Genomic DNA, 14233 nt, shown 5'->3' on the forward strand with positions numbered 1-14233 from the left:
GTTGTGCCGGGGAATTAGGTTTCTTGGGTGTCGGAAGCGTCTTCAGCTTCTTTTTCCTGCTTCTCAGGCTTGATCAAGCCTTGTGTCGCTTCACTCAACGCCTGCTCGGCGGCCTTGTGGGTGTCATCGATCGCTTGCTTGGCCGACTCGGTGGCCTTGCCCAACACCTGCTGGGCGCTTTTTTCGACCTGATCGCAGCCGCTGATCACCACCAATGAAAGCGCAAGCAACGATGCCGCGCCCAGGGAATTGAGTTTCATGATGTATTCCTCGTTAGAACCATTGGGTCCAAATAGTGGCCCCGCGATAGCGAGGCATTCTATGCAGGTGAACAGTTCAGAAAAATTCGTATTTTTCTCACGTATACTTCGGTTTTCACGAAGTGATAGTCAGCATGCTCAATTACCGCCAATTGCATTACTTCTGGGTCGTGGCCAAGACGGGCAGCATCGTGCGCGCCTGCGAGCAACTGAACCTCACGCCCCAGACCATCAGCGGGCAGATCAGCCTGCTTGAGCAAACCTTTGGCATCGCGTTGTTTCAGCGGGTCGGCCGCCAGCTGGAGCTGACCGAAGCCGGGCGCCAGGCCCTGCCCTACGCCGAGCAGATGTTCCAGACCGGCAATGAATTGGAGGCGATGCTGCGCGCGCAGCCCAATGAGCAGCAGATCCTGTTCCGCGTCGGCGTGGCGGATGTGGTGCCCAAATCCATCGTCTACCGCCTGATTGCGCCGACCATGGAGCTGAGCGAACCGATCCGCATCACCTGCCGCGAAGACAAACTCGAACGGTTATTGGCTGACCTGGCGATCCAGCGCCTGGACCTGGTGATTTCCGACAGCCCGATGCCAACGCACCTGGACATCAAGGGCTACAGCCAGAAATTGGGCGAGTGCGGGATCAGCTTTTTCGCCACCCAGGCGTTGGCTGACGCCTACAGCGGCACCTTCCCACAGTGCTTGCAGGGGGCGCCGCTGTTGATTCCGGGTGCAGAAACGGTCGTACGCAGCCGTTTGCAGCGTTGGTTCGCCGAACAGCAGATCCAACCCAGGATCATCGGCGAGTTCGACGACAGCGCCTTGATGCAGGCCTTCGGCCAATCCGGCAGCGGGATTTTCATCGCCCCCAGCGTGATTGCCGATGAAGTGGTGCGCCAATACGGCGTGGCGTTGATTGGCCAGACCACGGCGGTCACCGAGTCGTTCTACGCGATCTCGGTCGAGCGCAAGGTCAAGCATCCCGGCATCGTGGCGATTACCGAAGGTGCCAGGCGGGAGTTGTTCACCGCCCTGCCCTGATGCCTATGTGGCGAGGGAGCTTGCGCCCTCGCCACAGCAGGCCAACAGCCATGAATCAGGCATAGTTCGGCGCCGATTTGACGCTCATCAGCCACAGGGCCAGCAGGATCGACACGAGGATAAACCCGGACGCAGCAAAGCCCAGGCTGCCAAGGCCCAGGGTGTCGATCACATGCCCGCCCACCAGCGCGCCTAAGCCGATGCCCAGGTTGGCCCCGGCGATGTTCAGCGAAGCGGCGAACGCCGGCGCATGGGGCGCGGCCTTCATCAAGCGCACATGGCTGACCAGGAACATTGCCGCCTGGGTCACGCCCCACACCGCCATCGCGGCCGCCAGGCCGATGGTGGAATGAATCGCCGGCACCAACGCAACCATGCCAGCGATCATGAAACCGCAGAACACCATGGACGCAATCAGCGGGTGACGATCCACCGCACGCCCACCCAACGAGTTGCCGATCAACCCGACCGCGCCAAAGCCCATCAAGCACCAGCCCACCAGCGTGCCGTCGAACCCGGCCAGGCGTTCAAGGATGTCCGCCAGGTAGGTATAAGCGGTGAACATGCCGCAAAACACCAGGATCGACAGCAGGATATGCCCCTGCATCAACGGGTTGCGCAGGATCTTGAACTGCGAGCGCAGCGTCACTTCGGCATTTTTCGGCGCAGTCACCGGCAGGTAGATAAACAGCAGCAACGCCTTGGCCAACGCCACCACCGCGAGGATGGCAAACGCGCTGCGCCAGCCGAACATATCGGAGATCAGCGTGCCCACCGGGATGCCGAACACGGTGGCGCAGACAATGCCGAAGCCGATCTTCTCGATGGCACGCCCGGCGTACTCCGGGCCGACGATGTCCACTGCGGTTTCACTGGCCAGGGCCCAAAACACTGGCAAGCCCAGCGCCGGAATCAACCGCGCCAGGGCCATCACCCAGATGTTCGGCGCCAGCGCAGCCACGGTATTGGCCACTCCGAACAGGATCAGGATGCTGATAAACAGGCGCTTGCGTGGGAAGCGCGCGCAGTAGGCCGTGAGAAACGGCCCGAATGCCGCGACGGTAAACGCGAACAAGGTCACCAGCAGCCCGGCTTGGGACACGCTGACATGCAGGTCCCGGGCGATGGACGGCAGCAGGCCGACGATGACGAATTCCGTGGTCAGCACGGTAAAACCGGCGGCCGACAGCAGCAGGATGGGGAACAACATGAAAACTCCAGAAACGACGACAGCAACGACAGCCCGAAGGGCCCGCTGACAGATGGGAAAGGTGAGAGGCGGGAATCTTAACAGAGTATGTCCGGCTTTGCCGAAGCGCCGCCGGTGCGGGTGACGGAATGCCGCAGCAGCGAGGACATTTCCTACGACATGCTAGACTCCGCGGCTGCTTCCTACAGCCCTTTCTGCCTGCAATGCTGCGCCCTACTAAAAAAATCAGAGACAACTGTTTATGACTGCTGCCCCTTCCCTGCTCCAGCGCCTGACACGTGTCAGCCTGGTTACACAAATTGTCATCGGTTTGATCGCCGGCATTCTGCTCGCGCTGTTGGCGCCCCAAGCGGCACAAGCCACCGGGTTTATCGGCAAAGTGTTTGTCACCGCGCTCAAGGCCGTGGCGCCAATCCTGGTGTTTGTGCTGGTAATGGCGTCGATCGCCAACCATAAACACGGCCAGGAAACCCATATCAAACCGATTCTGTTCCTGTACCTGCTTGGCACCTTTGCCGCCGCCGCGGTGGCGGTGATTGCCAGCATGTGGTTCCCGTCGCCCCTGGTGCTAATCACCCATGACACCTCCGTCAGCGCCCCCGGCGGTATCGGCGAAGTGTTGCAAAGCCTGCTGTTGAGCGTGGTGGACAACCCGGTCAGCGCGCTGATGAACGCCAACTTTATCGGCATCCTGGCGTGGGCCATCGGTATGGGCATCGCCATTCGCCATGCCGGTGAAACCACGCGCACCGTGCTGGACGACCTGTCCAACGGCGTGACGTTGATCGTACGCGTGGTGATCCGCTTCGCGCCCCTGGGCATTTTCGGCCTGGTCGCCTCGACCCTGGCCACCTCCGGTTTCGGCGCCCTGCTCGGTTACGCGCACCTGCTGGTGGTGCTGATCGGTTGCATGCTCTTCGTGGCGCTGGTGATCAACCCGGCCATCGTGTTCTGGAAACTGCGCCGCAACCCCTACCCACTGGTGCTGATGTGCCTGCGCGAAAGCGGCATCACCGCTTTCTTCACCCGCAGTTCGGCGGCGAATATCCCGGTCAACCTGGCACTGAGCAAGCGCCTGGGCCTGCATGAAGACACCTACTCGGTGTCGATCCCGCTCGGTGCCACCATCAACATGGCCGGCGCCGCCATCACCATCACCGTGCTGACCCTGGCCGCCGTACATACCCTGGGCATCGCCGTCGACCTGCCCACCGCCGTGCTGCTCAGCGTGGTCGCCGCGATCTGCGCCTGCGGTGCTTCGGGCGTGGCCGGAGGCTCGCTGCTGCTGATCCCGCTGGCGTGCAGCCTGTTTGGCATCCCCAGCGAGATCGCGATGCAGGTAGTTGCGGTCGGTTTCATCATCGGCGTGTTGCAGGATTCGGCGGAGACCGCGCTGAATTCGTCCACCGATGTACTGTTTACCGCTGCGGCGTGCCTGGGCAAGGAAGAACAACCGGCCTGACCTGCGCGCACAAAAAAGCCGGGGCGGTTCTTGAGTGAACCGCCCCGGCTTTTTTTTGGCCGCTTAGAACGCGCCCATGTAATCGCGCTTGCCCACTTCCACACCGTTATGACGCAGCAGCGCGTACGCGGTGGTGACGTGGAAGAAGAACTGCGGCAGGCCGTAGGTCAGCAGGTAGGACTGGCCGCTGAAGCGCTTCTCTTTCGGCGTGCCAGGGCGGGTGATGATCTCGATGCCTTCCTTGCCGTCGATTTGCTCAGGCTTGAAGGTGTCGAGGAAGGCCAGCACCTTGGCGATCAGGGCTTGCAGGTCGGCGAAAGTCACTTCGTTGTCTTCGTATTTCGGCACTTCGACCTCGGCCAGGCGTGCGGAAACGCCCTTGGCGAAGTCCACGGCGATCTGCACCTGGCGCACCAGTGGGAACATGTCCGGGAACAGGCGCGCTTGCAGCAAGGCGTTCGGCTCGATGTTCTTGGCTGCAGCGTGGGCTTCGGCCTTGGTCAACACACCGCTCAGGGCGGTGAGCATTTGCTTGAAGACTGGGATGGAAGCGGCGTACAGGGAAATAGTCATGGCAGTCTCATGGTGATGGCACGGTTTGAACAGGCGACGATTATAGACCGCCCGCTCGCTTGTCTTTTATTTTTTCCGGCTTACGCTAGGCACTTCACTGCATAGGGAAAGCGCGATGACCGCCGAGCACGACACCGACACCCCTGAGCCGCGCCTGAACAGCACGGAAATCCGCATCCTGGGCTGCCTGATCGAAAAACAGGCGACCAACCCGGAAACCTACCCCCTGACCCTCAACGCCCTGGTGCTGGCCTGCAACCAGAAGACCAGCCGCGAGCCGGTGATGAACCTCAGCCAAGGCCAGGTCGGCCAAAGCCTGCGCGCACTGGAAGGCCAGGGTTTTACCCGCCTGGTGATGGGCAGCCGCGCCGACCGCTGGGAACACCGCGTGGACAAGGCGCTGGAACTGGTGCCGGCCCAGGTGATCCTGACCGGGCTGCTGTTTTTGCGCGGCCCGCAAACCGTCAATGAACTGCTGACCCGCAGCGGGCGCATGCACGACTTTGAAGATGCCGAGCAGGTCGTGCATCAGCTGGAACGCCTGATAGCCCGCGGGTTGGCGCTGTTGGTGCCGCGTCAGGCGGGGCAGCGGGAAGATCGCTATACCCATGCGCTGGGGGACCCGGCAGATATTGAGGTGATTATCGCGGCGCGAGGCAATCCGGTGGAGCGTGGGAGCACGGTTTCAGCCGATCGCATTGAAGAGCTGGAAGCACGGATTGCCGCACTGGAAGAACGCCTGACCCAGCTGGAACAGGCATAACCCCCCTAAATGTGGGAGCGGGCTTGCTCGCGAATGCAGTGTGTCAGTCACCGGAGATGGTGGCTGAACCACTGCATTCGCGAGCAAGCCCGCTCCCACACAAGCCCACTCCAACATTAGAGCTTCGGGGGGCCTTAGGTTCGGGCGAAGGCGACCGCCGCCTGGAACTGCTCGTCTGTAGGCCGCACCCCGGTGTACAGCACAAACTGCTCCAACGCCTGGATCGCAATCACTTCCAGCCCGGTAATCACGCGCTTACCCTGGGCACGTCCACGCACGATCAGCGGCGTTTCGGCGGGGATCGCTACCACATCGAACACAGTGTCCGCCGCATCGATTGCCTCGGCATCAAACGCCAACCCATCCGCCTGCGCCCCGCCGGTCATGCCGATGGGTGTCACGTTGATCAGCATCTGCGGGCGTGCGTCGCCCAGGTCCGCCTGCCATTCGTACCCGAGGTTGCGTGCCAACGCCCGGCCCGCCGCTTCGTTGCGCGCCACGATCAGGCCATTGCTGTAGCCACCGTCACGCAGGGCGCTGGCCACGGCCTTGGCCATGCCGCCGCTGCCGCGCAGGGCGAAGGTCGAGTCTGTGGGTACCGCATGCTTTTTCAGCAGTTGTTCGATGGCGATGTAGTCGGTGTTGTAGGCCTTGAGATGGCCATCGGTGTTGACGATGGTGTTGAGCGAGTCGATGGCTTGAACCGAATCGTCGAGTTCATCCACTAAGGCAATGGCAGCCTCCTTGAACGGCATCGACACCCCGCAACCGCGAATGCCCAGCGCCCGGATACCACCGATCGCGCCGGGCAAATCCCGGCTGCTGAAGGCTTTATAGTAGAAGTTCAGACCCAGCTGTTCGTACAGGTGGTTATGAAAACGCAGGCCAAAATTCCCGGGACGCGCCGACAGCGACATACACAGTTGGGTGTCCTTGTTGGGGTGCATTTGCATGGAAAACTCCTCTGAGTAAGCAAATCGGTACAGACCTTACACAACCTTTACCTAGCGGCCGTGCTGTTTTCTTGAAATACGTTGTCTTAAAAGTATCCCCGCGACAATCCTTGAGTCTATTGATTGCAGACCACAAGCGCAGGGGCTAACCGAGGAATGACCATGATTCGTACAATCCCCAAGATCGCCTTGCTGGTTGGCGCACTCGCGATGGCAGGCCAAGCCTCCGCCCACGGTGGTGGTGGATGGGGTGGCCCGGCCGTATTGGGTGCTTTAGTCGGCGCCGCCGTCGTAGGCTCCGTGGTCGCCAGCCAGCCGCGTGAAGTCTATGTGCAGCAGCAACCGGTGTACGTCCAGCCGCAGCCGGTGTATGCAGCTCCGCCGCCGGTCTACTACGCACCGCCACCGCCGGTGTACGTGCAACAACAGGTCTACTACCGCCCGGCGCCGGTCTATTACGGTCCTCCGCGTGGCTACTACGGCCCTCCGCACGGCTACTACGGTCGCGGCTGGTAAGCGCCAATTGTCTGAAACAGGCCTCGCCCACCCCGCGGGGCCTTTTTTTTGCATGGAAAGTCTGGATTCATCGCGCCAAGGTCGCTGTGAGGACAATGGTCGAGGCGCAATCGCACATCATCAACACCATTGTCTACTTGCTCGAACGGGGCTCGCGCTGTCATGTTTATGTCACGACACACTCTCACTATCGAGCCTGTCCACCCAATAACAACAAGGACGACTGACCATGCCCACACAAAACCCGCACCATACCGCTGGCCTCTGTACGTCCAGCAAGGTCTATAGCGCGCTTACCGAACTCAAGCACCTGGAAGGCCACCGCAGCGCCAAATTCCTTGCGTTGCTCGCAGAAAGCCTGGTGCGCAAGGGCTTGCTCAGCGAGCAGGAAGTGGTGGTGATGCTCGATCAAGTGGTGGACTGACGCGTCCCGTCAATGTCCACTATCGAGACAGGTGATTTTTCCCCGGTCCCTGCGCCGCGTAAGGTGACGTCCATAGCGATTGGAGGTTCTTATGCCCACTGTTCAAATCATGTCCGTCATCGGCAGCGCCGTCCCCGCCCCCCTGCGTGAGCTGGGCTTGCTGGCCTGCTGGTATGTGGTGCGCGATGGCGAGCCTATCAGCGGCCCGCTCACTTCATTGTCCGCCGCCGAAACGCAGCTGCAACATGCGTCAAACTTCAAGCTGCACGCCTGAGCCTCATGGCAACGGCAACTTGACCCGCGGCTTGCTCTCCACGAACAGCGCCCAGCTGGACATGAACAACGCCGCCACCAGCGGCCCGATCACGAACCCGTTCAGGCCGAACACCGACAGGCCGCCGAGGGTCGAGATCAGGATCAGGTAGTCCGGCATCTTGGTGTCCTTGCCCACCAGGATCGGCCGCAGCACGTTGTCCACCAGCCCGATCACAAACACCCCGAACAAGGCCAGCACCACCCCCTGCCAGATCGAACCGCTCAACAGGAAGTAGGCGGCCACCGGTCCCCACACAATCCCCGCGCCCACCGCTGGCAACAGCGACAGAAACGCCATCAGCACCGCCCAGAGCAAAGCGCTGGGAATGTCCAGGAACCAGAAGATCAACCCGCCCAGCGCACCTTGGGTCACGGCCACCAACACGTTGCCCTTGACCGTGGCACGCACCACCCGATTGAACTTGAGCTGCAACCGACGCTTCTGTGGCTCGGCCAACGGCACCGCCGTGCGCACTTTGCGCACCAGATCAGGGCCGTCGCGCAACAGGAAAAACAGCAGATACAGCATGATGAAAAAGCTCACCAGGAAATCAAACGTGCCCTGGCCAAAGCTGAACGCCTGGGACGCAAAAAACTGACTGCCCTGCATCGCGCTCTTGACGATCTTCTCGCGCAGCCCTTCCAGGTTGCCCATGCCGAAGCGGTCCAGCAGGTGCTGGAAGTACGGCGGCAGGAAGTTCTTGAACTGCTCGATATACCCGGCCACGTCCAGTTTGCCGCTTTCGATGTTTTTATAGAGCGTCGCCCCCTCTTGCACCAGCAAGGCACTGGTGATGATCACCGGCAAGATCGCGATCACCAGGCACACCGTCAAGGTACTCAGGGACGTCAGATTGCGGTTCCAGCCAAAGCGCTGCTGCAGACGGCGCTGCATCGGCGCAAAGATGATGCCGAGGATCACTGCCCAGAACACCGCGCCGTAGAACGGCAGCAAGATCCAGATAAACGCGATGGTCACCAGGCCCAGCAGTAGCAGCAAGGTCTTGAATTGCAGGTTGGTTTGATTCATGTCCGGTCCATGTCAGAAAAACAGAGGACCTGTGTAGGCCCCTGCTGCTTAGTCCACGCCCAGTGCCACGAGTGCCCTCTTTGTTGCAAGGCTAGACCCAGATCAATAAACCACAGACCGACTTGCTCTACCCTGCCGCACTTTTTTGACTCAAGTGCTCACCATGCCCCCTGTTATCGCCCCCGAATTGCTCGCCCCTGCCGGCACCCTGAAGAACATGCGCTACGCCTTCGCCTACGGGGCCGATGCGGTCTACGCCGGCCAGCCGCGCTACAGCCTGCGGGTGCGCAACAACGAGTTCGACCATGCCAACCTGGCCCTCGGCATCGACGAAGCCCATGCGCTGGGCAAGCGCTTCTACGTGGTGGTCAACATCGCACCGCACAACGCCAAGCTGAAGACCTTCCTCAAGGACTTGGCCCCCGTGATCGCCATGGGCCCGGACGCGCTGATCATGTCCGATCCCGGGCTGATCATGCTGGTACGCCGACATTTCCCACAGATGCCGATCCACCTGTCGGTGCAGGCCAATACGGTGAACTGGGCCAGCGTGGAGTTCTGGCAACAACAAGGGATCTGCCGGGTGATCCTGTCGCGGGAATTGTCCCTGGAAGAGATCGGCGAAATCCGCCAACAGGTGCCAGCCATGGAGCTGGAAGTGTTTGTGCACGGGGCGTTGTGCATGGCCTATTCCGGGCGCTGCCTGCTCTCTGGCTATATGAACAAGCGCGACGCCAACCAAGGCACCTGCACCAATGCCTGCCGCTGGAAATACCAGGCCACGCCGGCGGTGGAAAACGCCACGGGGGACATCGTCCAGCAATTCCAGCCGACCCTGGGGATCGGCGCACCGACCGACCAGGTGTTCCTGCTCCAGGAAGCCAACCGTCCCGACGAGCAGATGCCCGCCTTTGAAGACGAGCACGGCACCTACATCATGAACGCCAAGGACCTGCGCGCGGTGCAGCACGTGGAGCGCCTGACCCACATGGGCGTGCACTCGCTGAAAATCGAAGGCCGTACCAAGTCCCACTTCTACTGCGCACGCACCACCCAGGTGTACCGCCGGGCGATAGACGACGCGGTGGCCGGGCGTGAATTTGACCGCAACCTGATGACCGACCTGGAGTCCCTGGCGCAACGCGGCTACACCGAAGGCTTCCTGCGTCGGCATGTGCACGACGAATACCAGAATTACCAGAACGGCAGTTCAGTTTCGGAGCGCCAGCAGTTTGTCGGGGAATTCACCGGCGAGCGTCGGGGCGAGCTGGCCGAGGTGAAGGTGAAGAACCGTTTTGCCGTAGGCAATCATTTGGAATTGATGACGCCTGCGGGAAATTTCCACTTCGACCTGGAGATGATGCACAACGCCAAAGGCGAAGCCGTCGAGGTGGCGCCGGGGGACGGGCACACGGTGTATGTGCCGGTCCCGGCGCAGATGGATCTGCGTTTTGGTCTGTTGATGCGCGATGTCTGAACAGGCCTAGGCTGTGTGCTGCCCGGGCTCAGATCCGGAACTGCCCGACCAACTGCCCCAAGCGCTGGCCCAGGTCCGCCAGGCTGCGCGAGGTCTGGGCGCCCAGTTGGGTCTCGTCGGCCACGCTGTCCACCGCCACGGCGATCTGATGCACGCTGCGGTTGATCTCTTCGGCTACGGCCGTCTGTTCTTCGGCGGCGCTGGCGATCTGCGCGTTCATCGAATTGATGGTACCGATCAACTGCGCCATGGTGTCCAGGGACGCGCCGGCCTGGTTGGCCTGTGCCGAGGTGCCGTCGCCGGCATCGCTGGAGCGGCGCATCGCATCCACGGCGGCTTCCGTGCCCTTTTGCAGGCGGTCGATCATGCCCTGGATTTCCTGGGTGCTGGTCTGGGTGCGGCTGGCCAGGGCGCGTACTTCGTCGGCGACCACCGCAAAACCACGCCCGGCCTCCCCCGCCCGTGCGGCTTCGATCGCGGCGTTGAGTGCCAGCAGGTTGGTCTGTTCGGCGATAGAGCGGATCACGCCAAGCACGCTGACAATCGATGACACGTCCTGTTGCAGGCTGTCGAGGGACACGCCACTGCTGCGAATATCGCTGACCAGCGCGTGGATCTGCGCGATGCTGCCGTCCACCACGCGCTTGGCAGCCTGACCTTCGGCGTCGGTCTGTTGCGCGGCAACGGCAGCGCCCTGGGCACTGCGCGCCACTTCATGGGCGGCCGACGACATCTGATTGATCGCTGTCGCCACCTGATCGGTTTCGTGGCGTTGGCGCTCCATGGCCTGCTCGGAACGCTGGGCCTGGTCGGAAACCTGGCTGACCAGCCCGGTGAGCTGCGCCGTCATTTCAGTGATCTGGCGCACCAGGCCATGGATCTTGTCGACAAAACGGTTGAACGCCCCGGCCAGATCGCCCAATTCGTCCTGGCTGGTGATGGCCAGGCGGCGGGTCAAATCGCCTTCGCCGGCGGCGATGTCATCGAGGTTGGCTTTCATCAGGTGCAACGGCCGCAGGATGGTATTGGCCACCACCAGGCCCACGGCAGCAATGACCAGCAGCACCACCACCGCCACGCCGAGGATGCTCAACAACACGCCTTCCATGCGCGTCTTCACCTTGGCTTCGACCACCGCCACCTGGGCTTCGATACCGTCCAGGTTCACCGATGTACCAATGACCATGTCCCATTTGGGCAGGTATTCGGTGTAGCCCATCTTGGGCACCAGTTCGGTCTGCCCCGGCTGGGTCGAGCTGTATTGCAGGTAATGGGTGCCGTCCTTGCCGACCTTGACCAGGTCGCGGTTGACGTACACGCCGTTGGGGTCGCGGTTGTCCTTGAAGCTCTTGCCCACGCCGTCGGGGCTGTTGCCCTTGAACAGGCGGATGGTCTCGGAGTCGTAGCCGAAGAAGTAGCCGTCCTTGCCATAGCTGGTGTTGGACAACAGCTTGACCACCTCGGCGCGTGCGCCGGTATCACCGGGGGCGGCTGCGTCGTAGAGCGGCTTGATGGTGGTCATGGCCACTTCGACATAGCTTTGCAGGGTGGCCTTGGCGTCGTTGAGCAGGCGCTGGCGGGTTTCATCCACCTCGTTGCGCGCCTGGCCCTGGAGAATCCACACCGTGGTCAGGCTGATGACCACGGCAAACAGCAACACCGGCACGACAGCTAGGCACAAGACTTTGGCCTTCAGGCTCAGACGCATGGTTTTTCTCTCTTATTAGGGGCGACTTGAGAGGTTAACGGCTGCGCAGGAAATAACTGTAGTGAGCGGGCTTGCCCCGCGCTGGGGGGCGAAGCCGCCCTAAATCCAGCCACCGCGGTCCTCCTGAAACACCGAGGCGGACCGGTTGGGGCGGCTTCGCCACCCAGCGCGGGGCAAGCCCGCTCACTACAATCAGCGGTGTTAGAGGGTCATTGCGGCCAACCAGCCGAAGGCCAGCAGCGGAATGTTGTAGTGCAGGAAGGTCGGCACCACGGTGTCCCAGATGTGGTGGTGTTGGCCGTCGATGTTCAGGCCGGAGGTCGGGCCCAGAGTTGAGTCCGACGCGGGCGAACCAGCATCGCCCAACGCGCCAGCGGTGCCGACGATGCAGACGATGGCCATCGGGCTGAAGCCCAACTGCACACACAACGGCACAAAAATCGCCGCCAGGATCGGCACCGTGGAGAACGACGAACCGATGCCCATGGTCACCAACACCCCCACCAACAGCATCAACAACGCACCGACGCCACGACTATGGCCGATGAACGCCGCCGAGGCTTGCACCAGCGAGCGCACATCGCCGGTGGCCTTGAGCACTTCGGCAAAGCCCGAGGCGGCGATCATGATGAAGCCGATCATCGCCATCATCTTCATGCCTTCGGTGAACAGGTCGTCGGTGTCGCTCCAGCGCACGATGCCCGACACCGAAAAGATCAGGAAACCCACCAGCGCGCCGATGATCATCGAGTCCAGCCACAGCTGGATGATGAACGCCGAGGCGATCGCCAGGCCGGCCACCAGCAGGGTCAGCGGGTTGTACTGCACCGCCACTTGTTCGACCCGTTCGATTTTCTCCAGGTCGTACACGCGCTTTTTGCGATAACTGACAAACACCGCCACCAGCAGGCCTACAACCATGCCCAGTGCAGGCAGGCCCATGGCGTGGGTGACGTTGACCTGGCTGATGTCCACGCCGCTCTTGGCCACGTTGGCCAGCAGGATCTGGTTGAGGAAGATGTTGCCAAAACCCACCGGCAGGAACATGTACGGCGTGATCAGGCCGAACGTCATCACACAGGCGATCAGGCGGCGGTCCAGTTGCAGCTTGGTCAGCACGTACAGCAGCGGCGGCACCAGCAACGGGATAAACGCGATGTGAATCGGCAGGATGTTCTGCGAAGCAATTGCCACCACCCACAGCAGGCCGATCAGCAGCCATTTGACGTGGCTGCCGCCGCTGGCTTCCTGGCGGTCCACCAGCATCAGCGCCTTGTCGGCCAAGGCGTGGGCCAACCCGGATTTGGCAATGGCCACGGCGAACGCGCCGAGCAAGGCGTAGGACAACGCCACGGTGGCGCCGCCGCCCAACCCGCCATTGAAGGCCTTGAGCGTGGCGTCGATGCCCAACCCGCCGGTGAGACCACCGACCAGCGCGCCGACGATGATGGCGATGACCACATGCACGCGGGACAGGCTGAGCACCAGCATGGTGCCGACCGCGGCAATGACTGCGTTAATCATGGATACCTCAAGCAGAAACATAAAAAACAGGCATGCCCGCGCCAAGACAGGCCAAGGGTGGCTGCCAGCGTGCAGGCTTGAAGGAGGTCTTATTAGAGGGCGCGCACTTTGCCGCAGGTGGGGCTGCATGTCAAAAAACCAGCTTTGTAGCGAGCGAGTTTGCTCGCGCTGGAGTGCGCAGCGCTCCCAGCCTTTTTTGGGGCCGCTACGCAGCCCGGCGCGAGCAAGCTCGCTCACTACAGGGCAAAATTCAATTGAACGTTTAAATAATAAAGATCGAGAAAGATCGGCCGATAGCCTGATTCACTGTGTTTTAAGGTTAAGGATGCTCCTCGATGTCCCTCAGACAGCTGTCCATTCAATGGAAAATCACCCTGCTCGCCGGCCTTTGCCTGCTGGGAATCGTGACCCTGCTGGTGGGTCTGTCGCTGTATCGCATGGAGCAGAGTTCGCAGCAGGTCAAGGCGTCCAGCATGCAGATGCTCGACGAAGCGGCCCAGGCGCGTATCGAGGCCCAGGGTGAAGGGCAGGCACTGGGCATCCGTCGCCAGTTCATGGACGCCTATCAATACGGTCACGGCTTTTCGCGCCAGGTGCTGTTCTTGCGTGAACAGGCAGAAAAGCGCTTCCTCGACGCCTTCGACACCCGCGAAGACCTGACCCGCCAGGTCAAGGCCGCATTGCAGGCCAACCCGGACCTGCTCGGCCTGTCCCTGGTGTTCGAAGCCAACGCGCTGGATGGCAAGGACGAACTGTTCGCCAACCAGGCCGAGCTGGGCAGTAACGACAAGGGCCGCTTCGCCTTGTACTGGTCGCAGCCAACCCCCGGCAAACTGGAGTCGATGGCCCTGCCGGAAAGCGATATGGCCGACACCAGCATCGGCCCCAGCGGTGAAAAAGCCAACGCCTGGTTCACCTGCCCGCGCACCACCCTCAAACCGTGTGTGATCGAGCCCTACTTCTATGTGATCAACGGACAAA

At 61.6% G+C, this 14233-nt stretch carries 14 protein-coding genes and 1 pseudogene; 7 read left to right on the forward strand and 8 right to left on the reverse strand.

Annotated elements, in window-relative coordinates; all coding sequences use genetic code 11:
* Positions 1 to 14: 14 nt before the first annotated feature.
* A complete protein-coding gene (locus LIY36_RS14575) occupies positions 15 to 260 on the reverse strand; it encodes a hypothetical protein (RefSeq protein ID WP_192300341.1) in 246 nt (81 codons plus the stop codon).
* A gap of 134 nt (positions 261 to 394) precedes the next feature.
* Between LIY36_RS14575 and nhaR the strand changes: the two genes are divergently transcribed.
* On the forward strand, positions 395 to 1297 hold the full coding sequence (nhaR, locus tag LIY36_RS14580; RefSeq protein ID WP_192300340.1) for a transcriptional activator NhaR: 903 nt from the start codon (positions 395 to 397) through the stop codon (positions 1295 to 1297).
* Between the two features lie 55 nt (positions 1298 to 1352).
* On the opposite strand, the gene LIY36_RS14585 is transcribed toward nhaR, so the two are convergent.
* Complete coding sequence (locus LIY36_RS14585) at positions 1353 to 2507, reverse strand: MFS transporter (protein ID WP_226456076.1); 1155 nt, start codon at positions 2505 to 2507, stop codon at positions 1353 to 1355.
* A gap of 241 nt (positions 2508 to 2748) precedes the next feature.
* On the opposite strand from LIY36_RS14585, the gene sstT reads away from it, so the two are divergent.
* Positions 2749 to 3969: a serine/threonine transporter SstT gene (sstT, locus tag LIY36_RS14590; protein WP_226456077.1), complete on the forward strand. Its 1221-nt coding sequence runs from the start codon at positions 2749 to 2751 to the stop codon at positions 3967 to 3969.
* A 63-nt stretch (positions 3970 to 4032) separates the two neighbouring features.
* Here sstT and LIY36_RS14595 read toward each other — a convergent pair whose 3' ends face one another.
* Positions 4033 to 4542: a DUF1993 domain-containing protein gene (locus LIY36_RS14595; RefSeq protein WP_226456078.1), complete on the reverse strand. Its 510-nt coding sequence runs from the start codon at positions 4540 to 4542 to the stop codon at positions 4033 to 4035.
* A 115-nt stretch (positions 4543 to 4657) separates the two neighbouring features.
* On the opposite strand from LIY36_RS14595, the gene LIY36_RS14600 reads away from it, so the two are divergent.
* Positions 4658 to 5305 (forward strand): YceH family protein, encoded by a 648-nt coding sequence (locus LIY36_RS14600; RefSeq protein WP_192300336.1) that lies wholly within the window; start codon positions 4658 to 4660, stop codon positions 5303 to 5305.
* Between the two features lie 134 nt (positions 5306 to 5439).
* Here LIY36_RS14600 and LIY36_RS14605 read toward each other — a convergent pair whose 3' ends face one another.
* Positions 5440 to 6258 carry a shikimate 5-dehydrogenase gene (locus LIY36_RS14605; RefSeq protein ID WP_226456079.1) on the reverse strand — a complete coding sequence of 273 codons (819 nt, stop codon included), beginning with the start codon at positions 6256 to 6258 and terminating at the stop codon, positions 5440 to 5442.
* Between the two features lie 156 nt (positions 6259 to 6414).
* Between LIY36_RS14605 and LIY36_RS14610 the strand changes: the two genes are divergently transcribed.
* The 3 genes from LIY36_RS14610 to LIY36_RS14620 all read left to right on the forward strand — a co-directional run bounded on the left by LIY36_RS14610 (position 6415) and on the right by LIY36_RS14620 (position 7472).
* Entirely contained in the window at positions 6415 to 6774 is a 360-nt protein-coding gene (locus tag LIY36_RS14610) for a hypothetical protein (protein WP_122490077.1), read from the forward strand.
* 229 nt (positions 6775 to 7003) lie between these two features.
* Entirely contained in the window at positions 7004 to 7198 is a 195-nt protein-coding gene (locus tag LIY36_RS14615; protein ID WP_192300334.1) for a hypothetical protein, read from the forward strand.
* A 91-nt stretch (positions 7199 to 7289) separates the two neighbouring features.
* Positions 7290 to 7472 carry a hypothetical protein gene (locus tag LIY36_RS14620; protein WP_226456080.1) on the forward strand — a complete coding sequence of 61 codons (183 nt, stop codon included), beginning with the start codon at positions 7290 to 7292 and terminating at the stop codon, positions 7470 to 7472.
* A 3-nt stretch (positions 7473 to 7475) separates the two neighbouring features.
* Here the strand turns inward: LIY36_RS14620 and LIY36_RS14625 are convergent, their stop codons facing one another.
* The gene (locus LIY36_RS14625; RefSeq protein WP_226456081.1) at positions 7476 to 8543 is read right to left on the reverse strand and encodes an AI-2E family transporter; all 1068 of its coding nucleotides are present in this window, start codon (positions 8541 to 8543) and stop codon (positions 7476 to 7478) included.
* A 163-nt stretch (positions 8544 to 8706) separates the two neighbouring features.
* On the opposite strand from LIY36_RS14625, the gene trhP reads away from it, so the two are divergent.
* Entirely contained in the window at positions 8707 to 10020 is a 1314-nt protein-coding gene (trhP, locus tag LIY36_RS14630; protein ID WP_192300331.1) for a prephenate-dependent tRNA uridine(34) hydroxylase TrhP, read from the forward strand.
* A gap of 28 nt (positions 10021 to 10048) precedes the next feature.
* Here trhP and LIY36_RS27835 read toward each other — a convergent pair whose 3' ends face one another.
* From LIY36_RS27835 to LIY36_RS14640, 3 genes and pseudogenes are all read right to left on the reverse strand, one after another.
* Positions 10049 to 10870: a methyl-accepting chemotaxis protein gene (locus LIY36_RS27835; RefSeq protein ID WP_442962216.1), complete on the reverse strand. Its 822-nt coding sequence runs from the start codon at positions 10868 to 10870 to the stop codon at positions 10049 to 10051.
* 36 nt (positions 10871 to 10906) lie between these two features.
* Positions 10907 to 11728, reverse strand: a pseudogene (locus tag LIY36_RS27840) (cache domain-containing protein); the annotation flags it as partial.
* 201 nt (positions 11729 to 11929) lie between these two features.
* On the reverse strand, positions 11930 to 13249 hold the full coding sequence (locus LIY36_RS14640) for a Na+/H+ antiporter family protein (protein WP_226456185.1): 1320 nt from the start codon (positions 13247 to 13249) through the stop codon (positions 11930 to 11932).
* Positions 13250 to 14233 lie beyond the last annotated feature (984 nt).

Origin of the sequence: Pseudomonas sp. AF03-9 (genome assembly GCF_020515815.1) — a bacterium.
Lineage (GTDB): Bacteria > Pseudomonadota > Gammaproteobacteria > Pseudomonadales > Pseudomonadaceae > Aquipseudomonas.

What these genes read in the sequence shown, in the direction of transcription:
- nhaR (WP_192300340.1), top strand. Translation starts at nt 395, where the DNA reads ATGCTCAATTACCGCCAATTGCATTACTTCTGGGTCGTGGCCAAGACG.
- LIY36_RS27835 (WP_442962216.1), bottom strand. Translation starts at nt 10,870, where the DNA reads ATGACGGCGCAGCTCACCGGGCTGGTCAGCCAGGTTTCCGACCAGGCC.
- LIY36_RS14595 (WP_226456078.1), bottom strand. Translation starts at nt 4,542, where the DNA reads ATGACTATTTCCCTGTACGCCGCTTCCATCCCAGTCTTCAAGCAAATG.
- LIY36_RS14620 (WP_226456080.1), top strand. Translation starts at nt 7,290, where the DNA reads ATGCCCACTGTTCAAATCATGTCCGTCATCGGCAGCGCCGTCCCCGCC.
- LIY36_RS14585 (WP_226456076.1), bottom strand. Translation starts at nt 2,507, where the DNA reads ATGTTGTTCCCCATCCTGCTGCTGTCGGCCGCCGGTTTTACCGTGCTG.
- LIY36_RS14605 (WP_226456079.1), bottom strand. Translation starts at nt 6,258, where the DNA reads ATGCAAATGCACCCCAACAAGGACACCCAACTGTGTATGTCGCTGTCG.
- sstT (WP_226456077.1), top strand. Translation starts at nt 2,749, where the DNA reads ATGACTGCTGCCCCTTCCCTGCTCCAGCGCCTGACACGTGTCAGCCTG.
- trhP (WP_192300331.1), top strand. Translation starts at nt 8,707, where the DNA reads ATGCCCCCTGTTATCGCCCCCGAATTGCTCGCCCCTGCCGGCACCCTG.
- LIY36_RS14575 (WP_192300341.1), bottom strand. Translation starts at nt 260, where the DNA reads ATGAAACTCAATTCCCTGGGCGCGGCATCGTTGCTTGCGCTTTCATTG.
- LIY36_RS14615 (WP_192300334.1), top strand. Translation starts at nt 7,004, where the DNA reads ATGCCCACACAAAACCCGCACCATACCGCTGGCCTCTGTACGTCCAGC.
- LIY36_RS14610 (WP_122490077.1), top strand. Translation starts at nt 6,415, where the DNA reads ATGACCATGATTCGTACAATCCCCAAGATCGCCTTGCTGGTTGGCGCA.
- LIY36_RS14625 (WP_226456081.1), bottom strand. Translation starts at nt 8,543, where the DNA reads ATGAATCAAACCAACCTGCAATTCAAGACCTTGCTGCTACTGCTGGGC.
- LIY36_RS14600 (WP_192300336.1), top strand. Translation starts at nt 4,658, where the DNA reads ATGACCGCCGAGCACGACACCGACACCCCTGAGCCGCGCCTGAACAGC.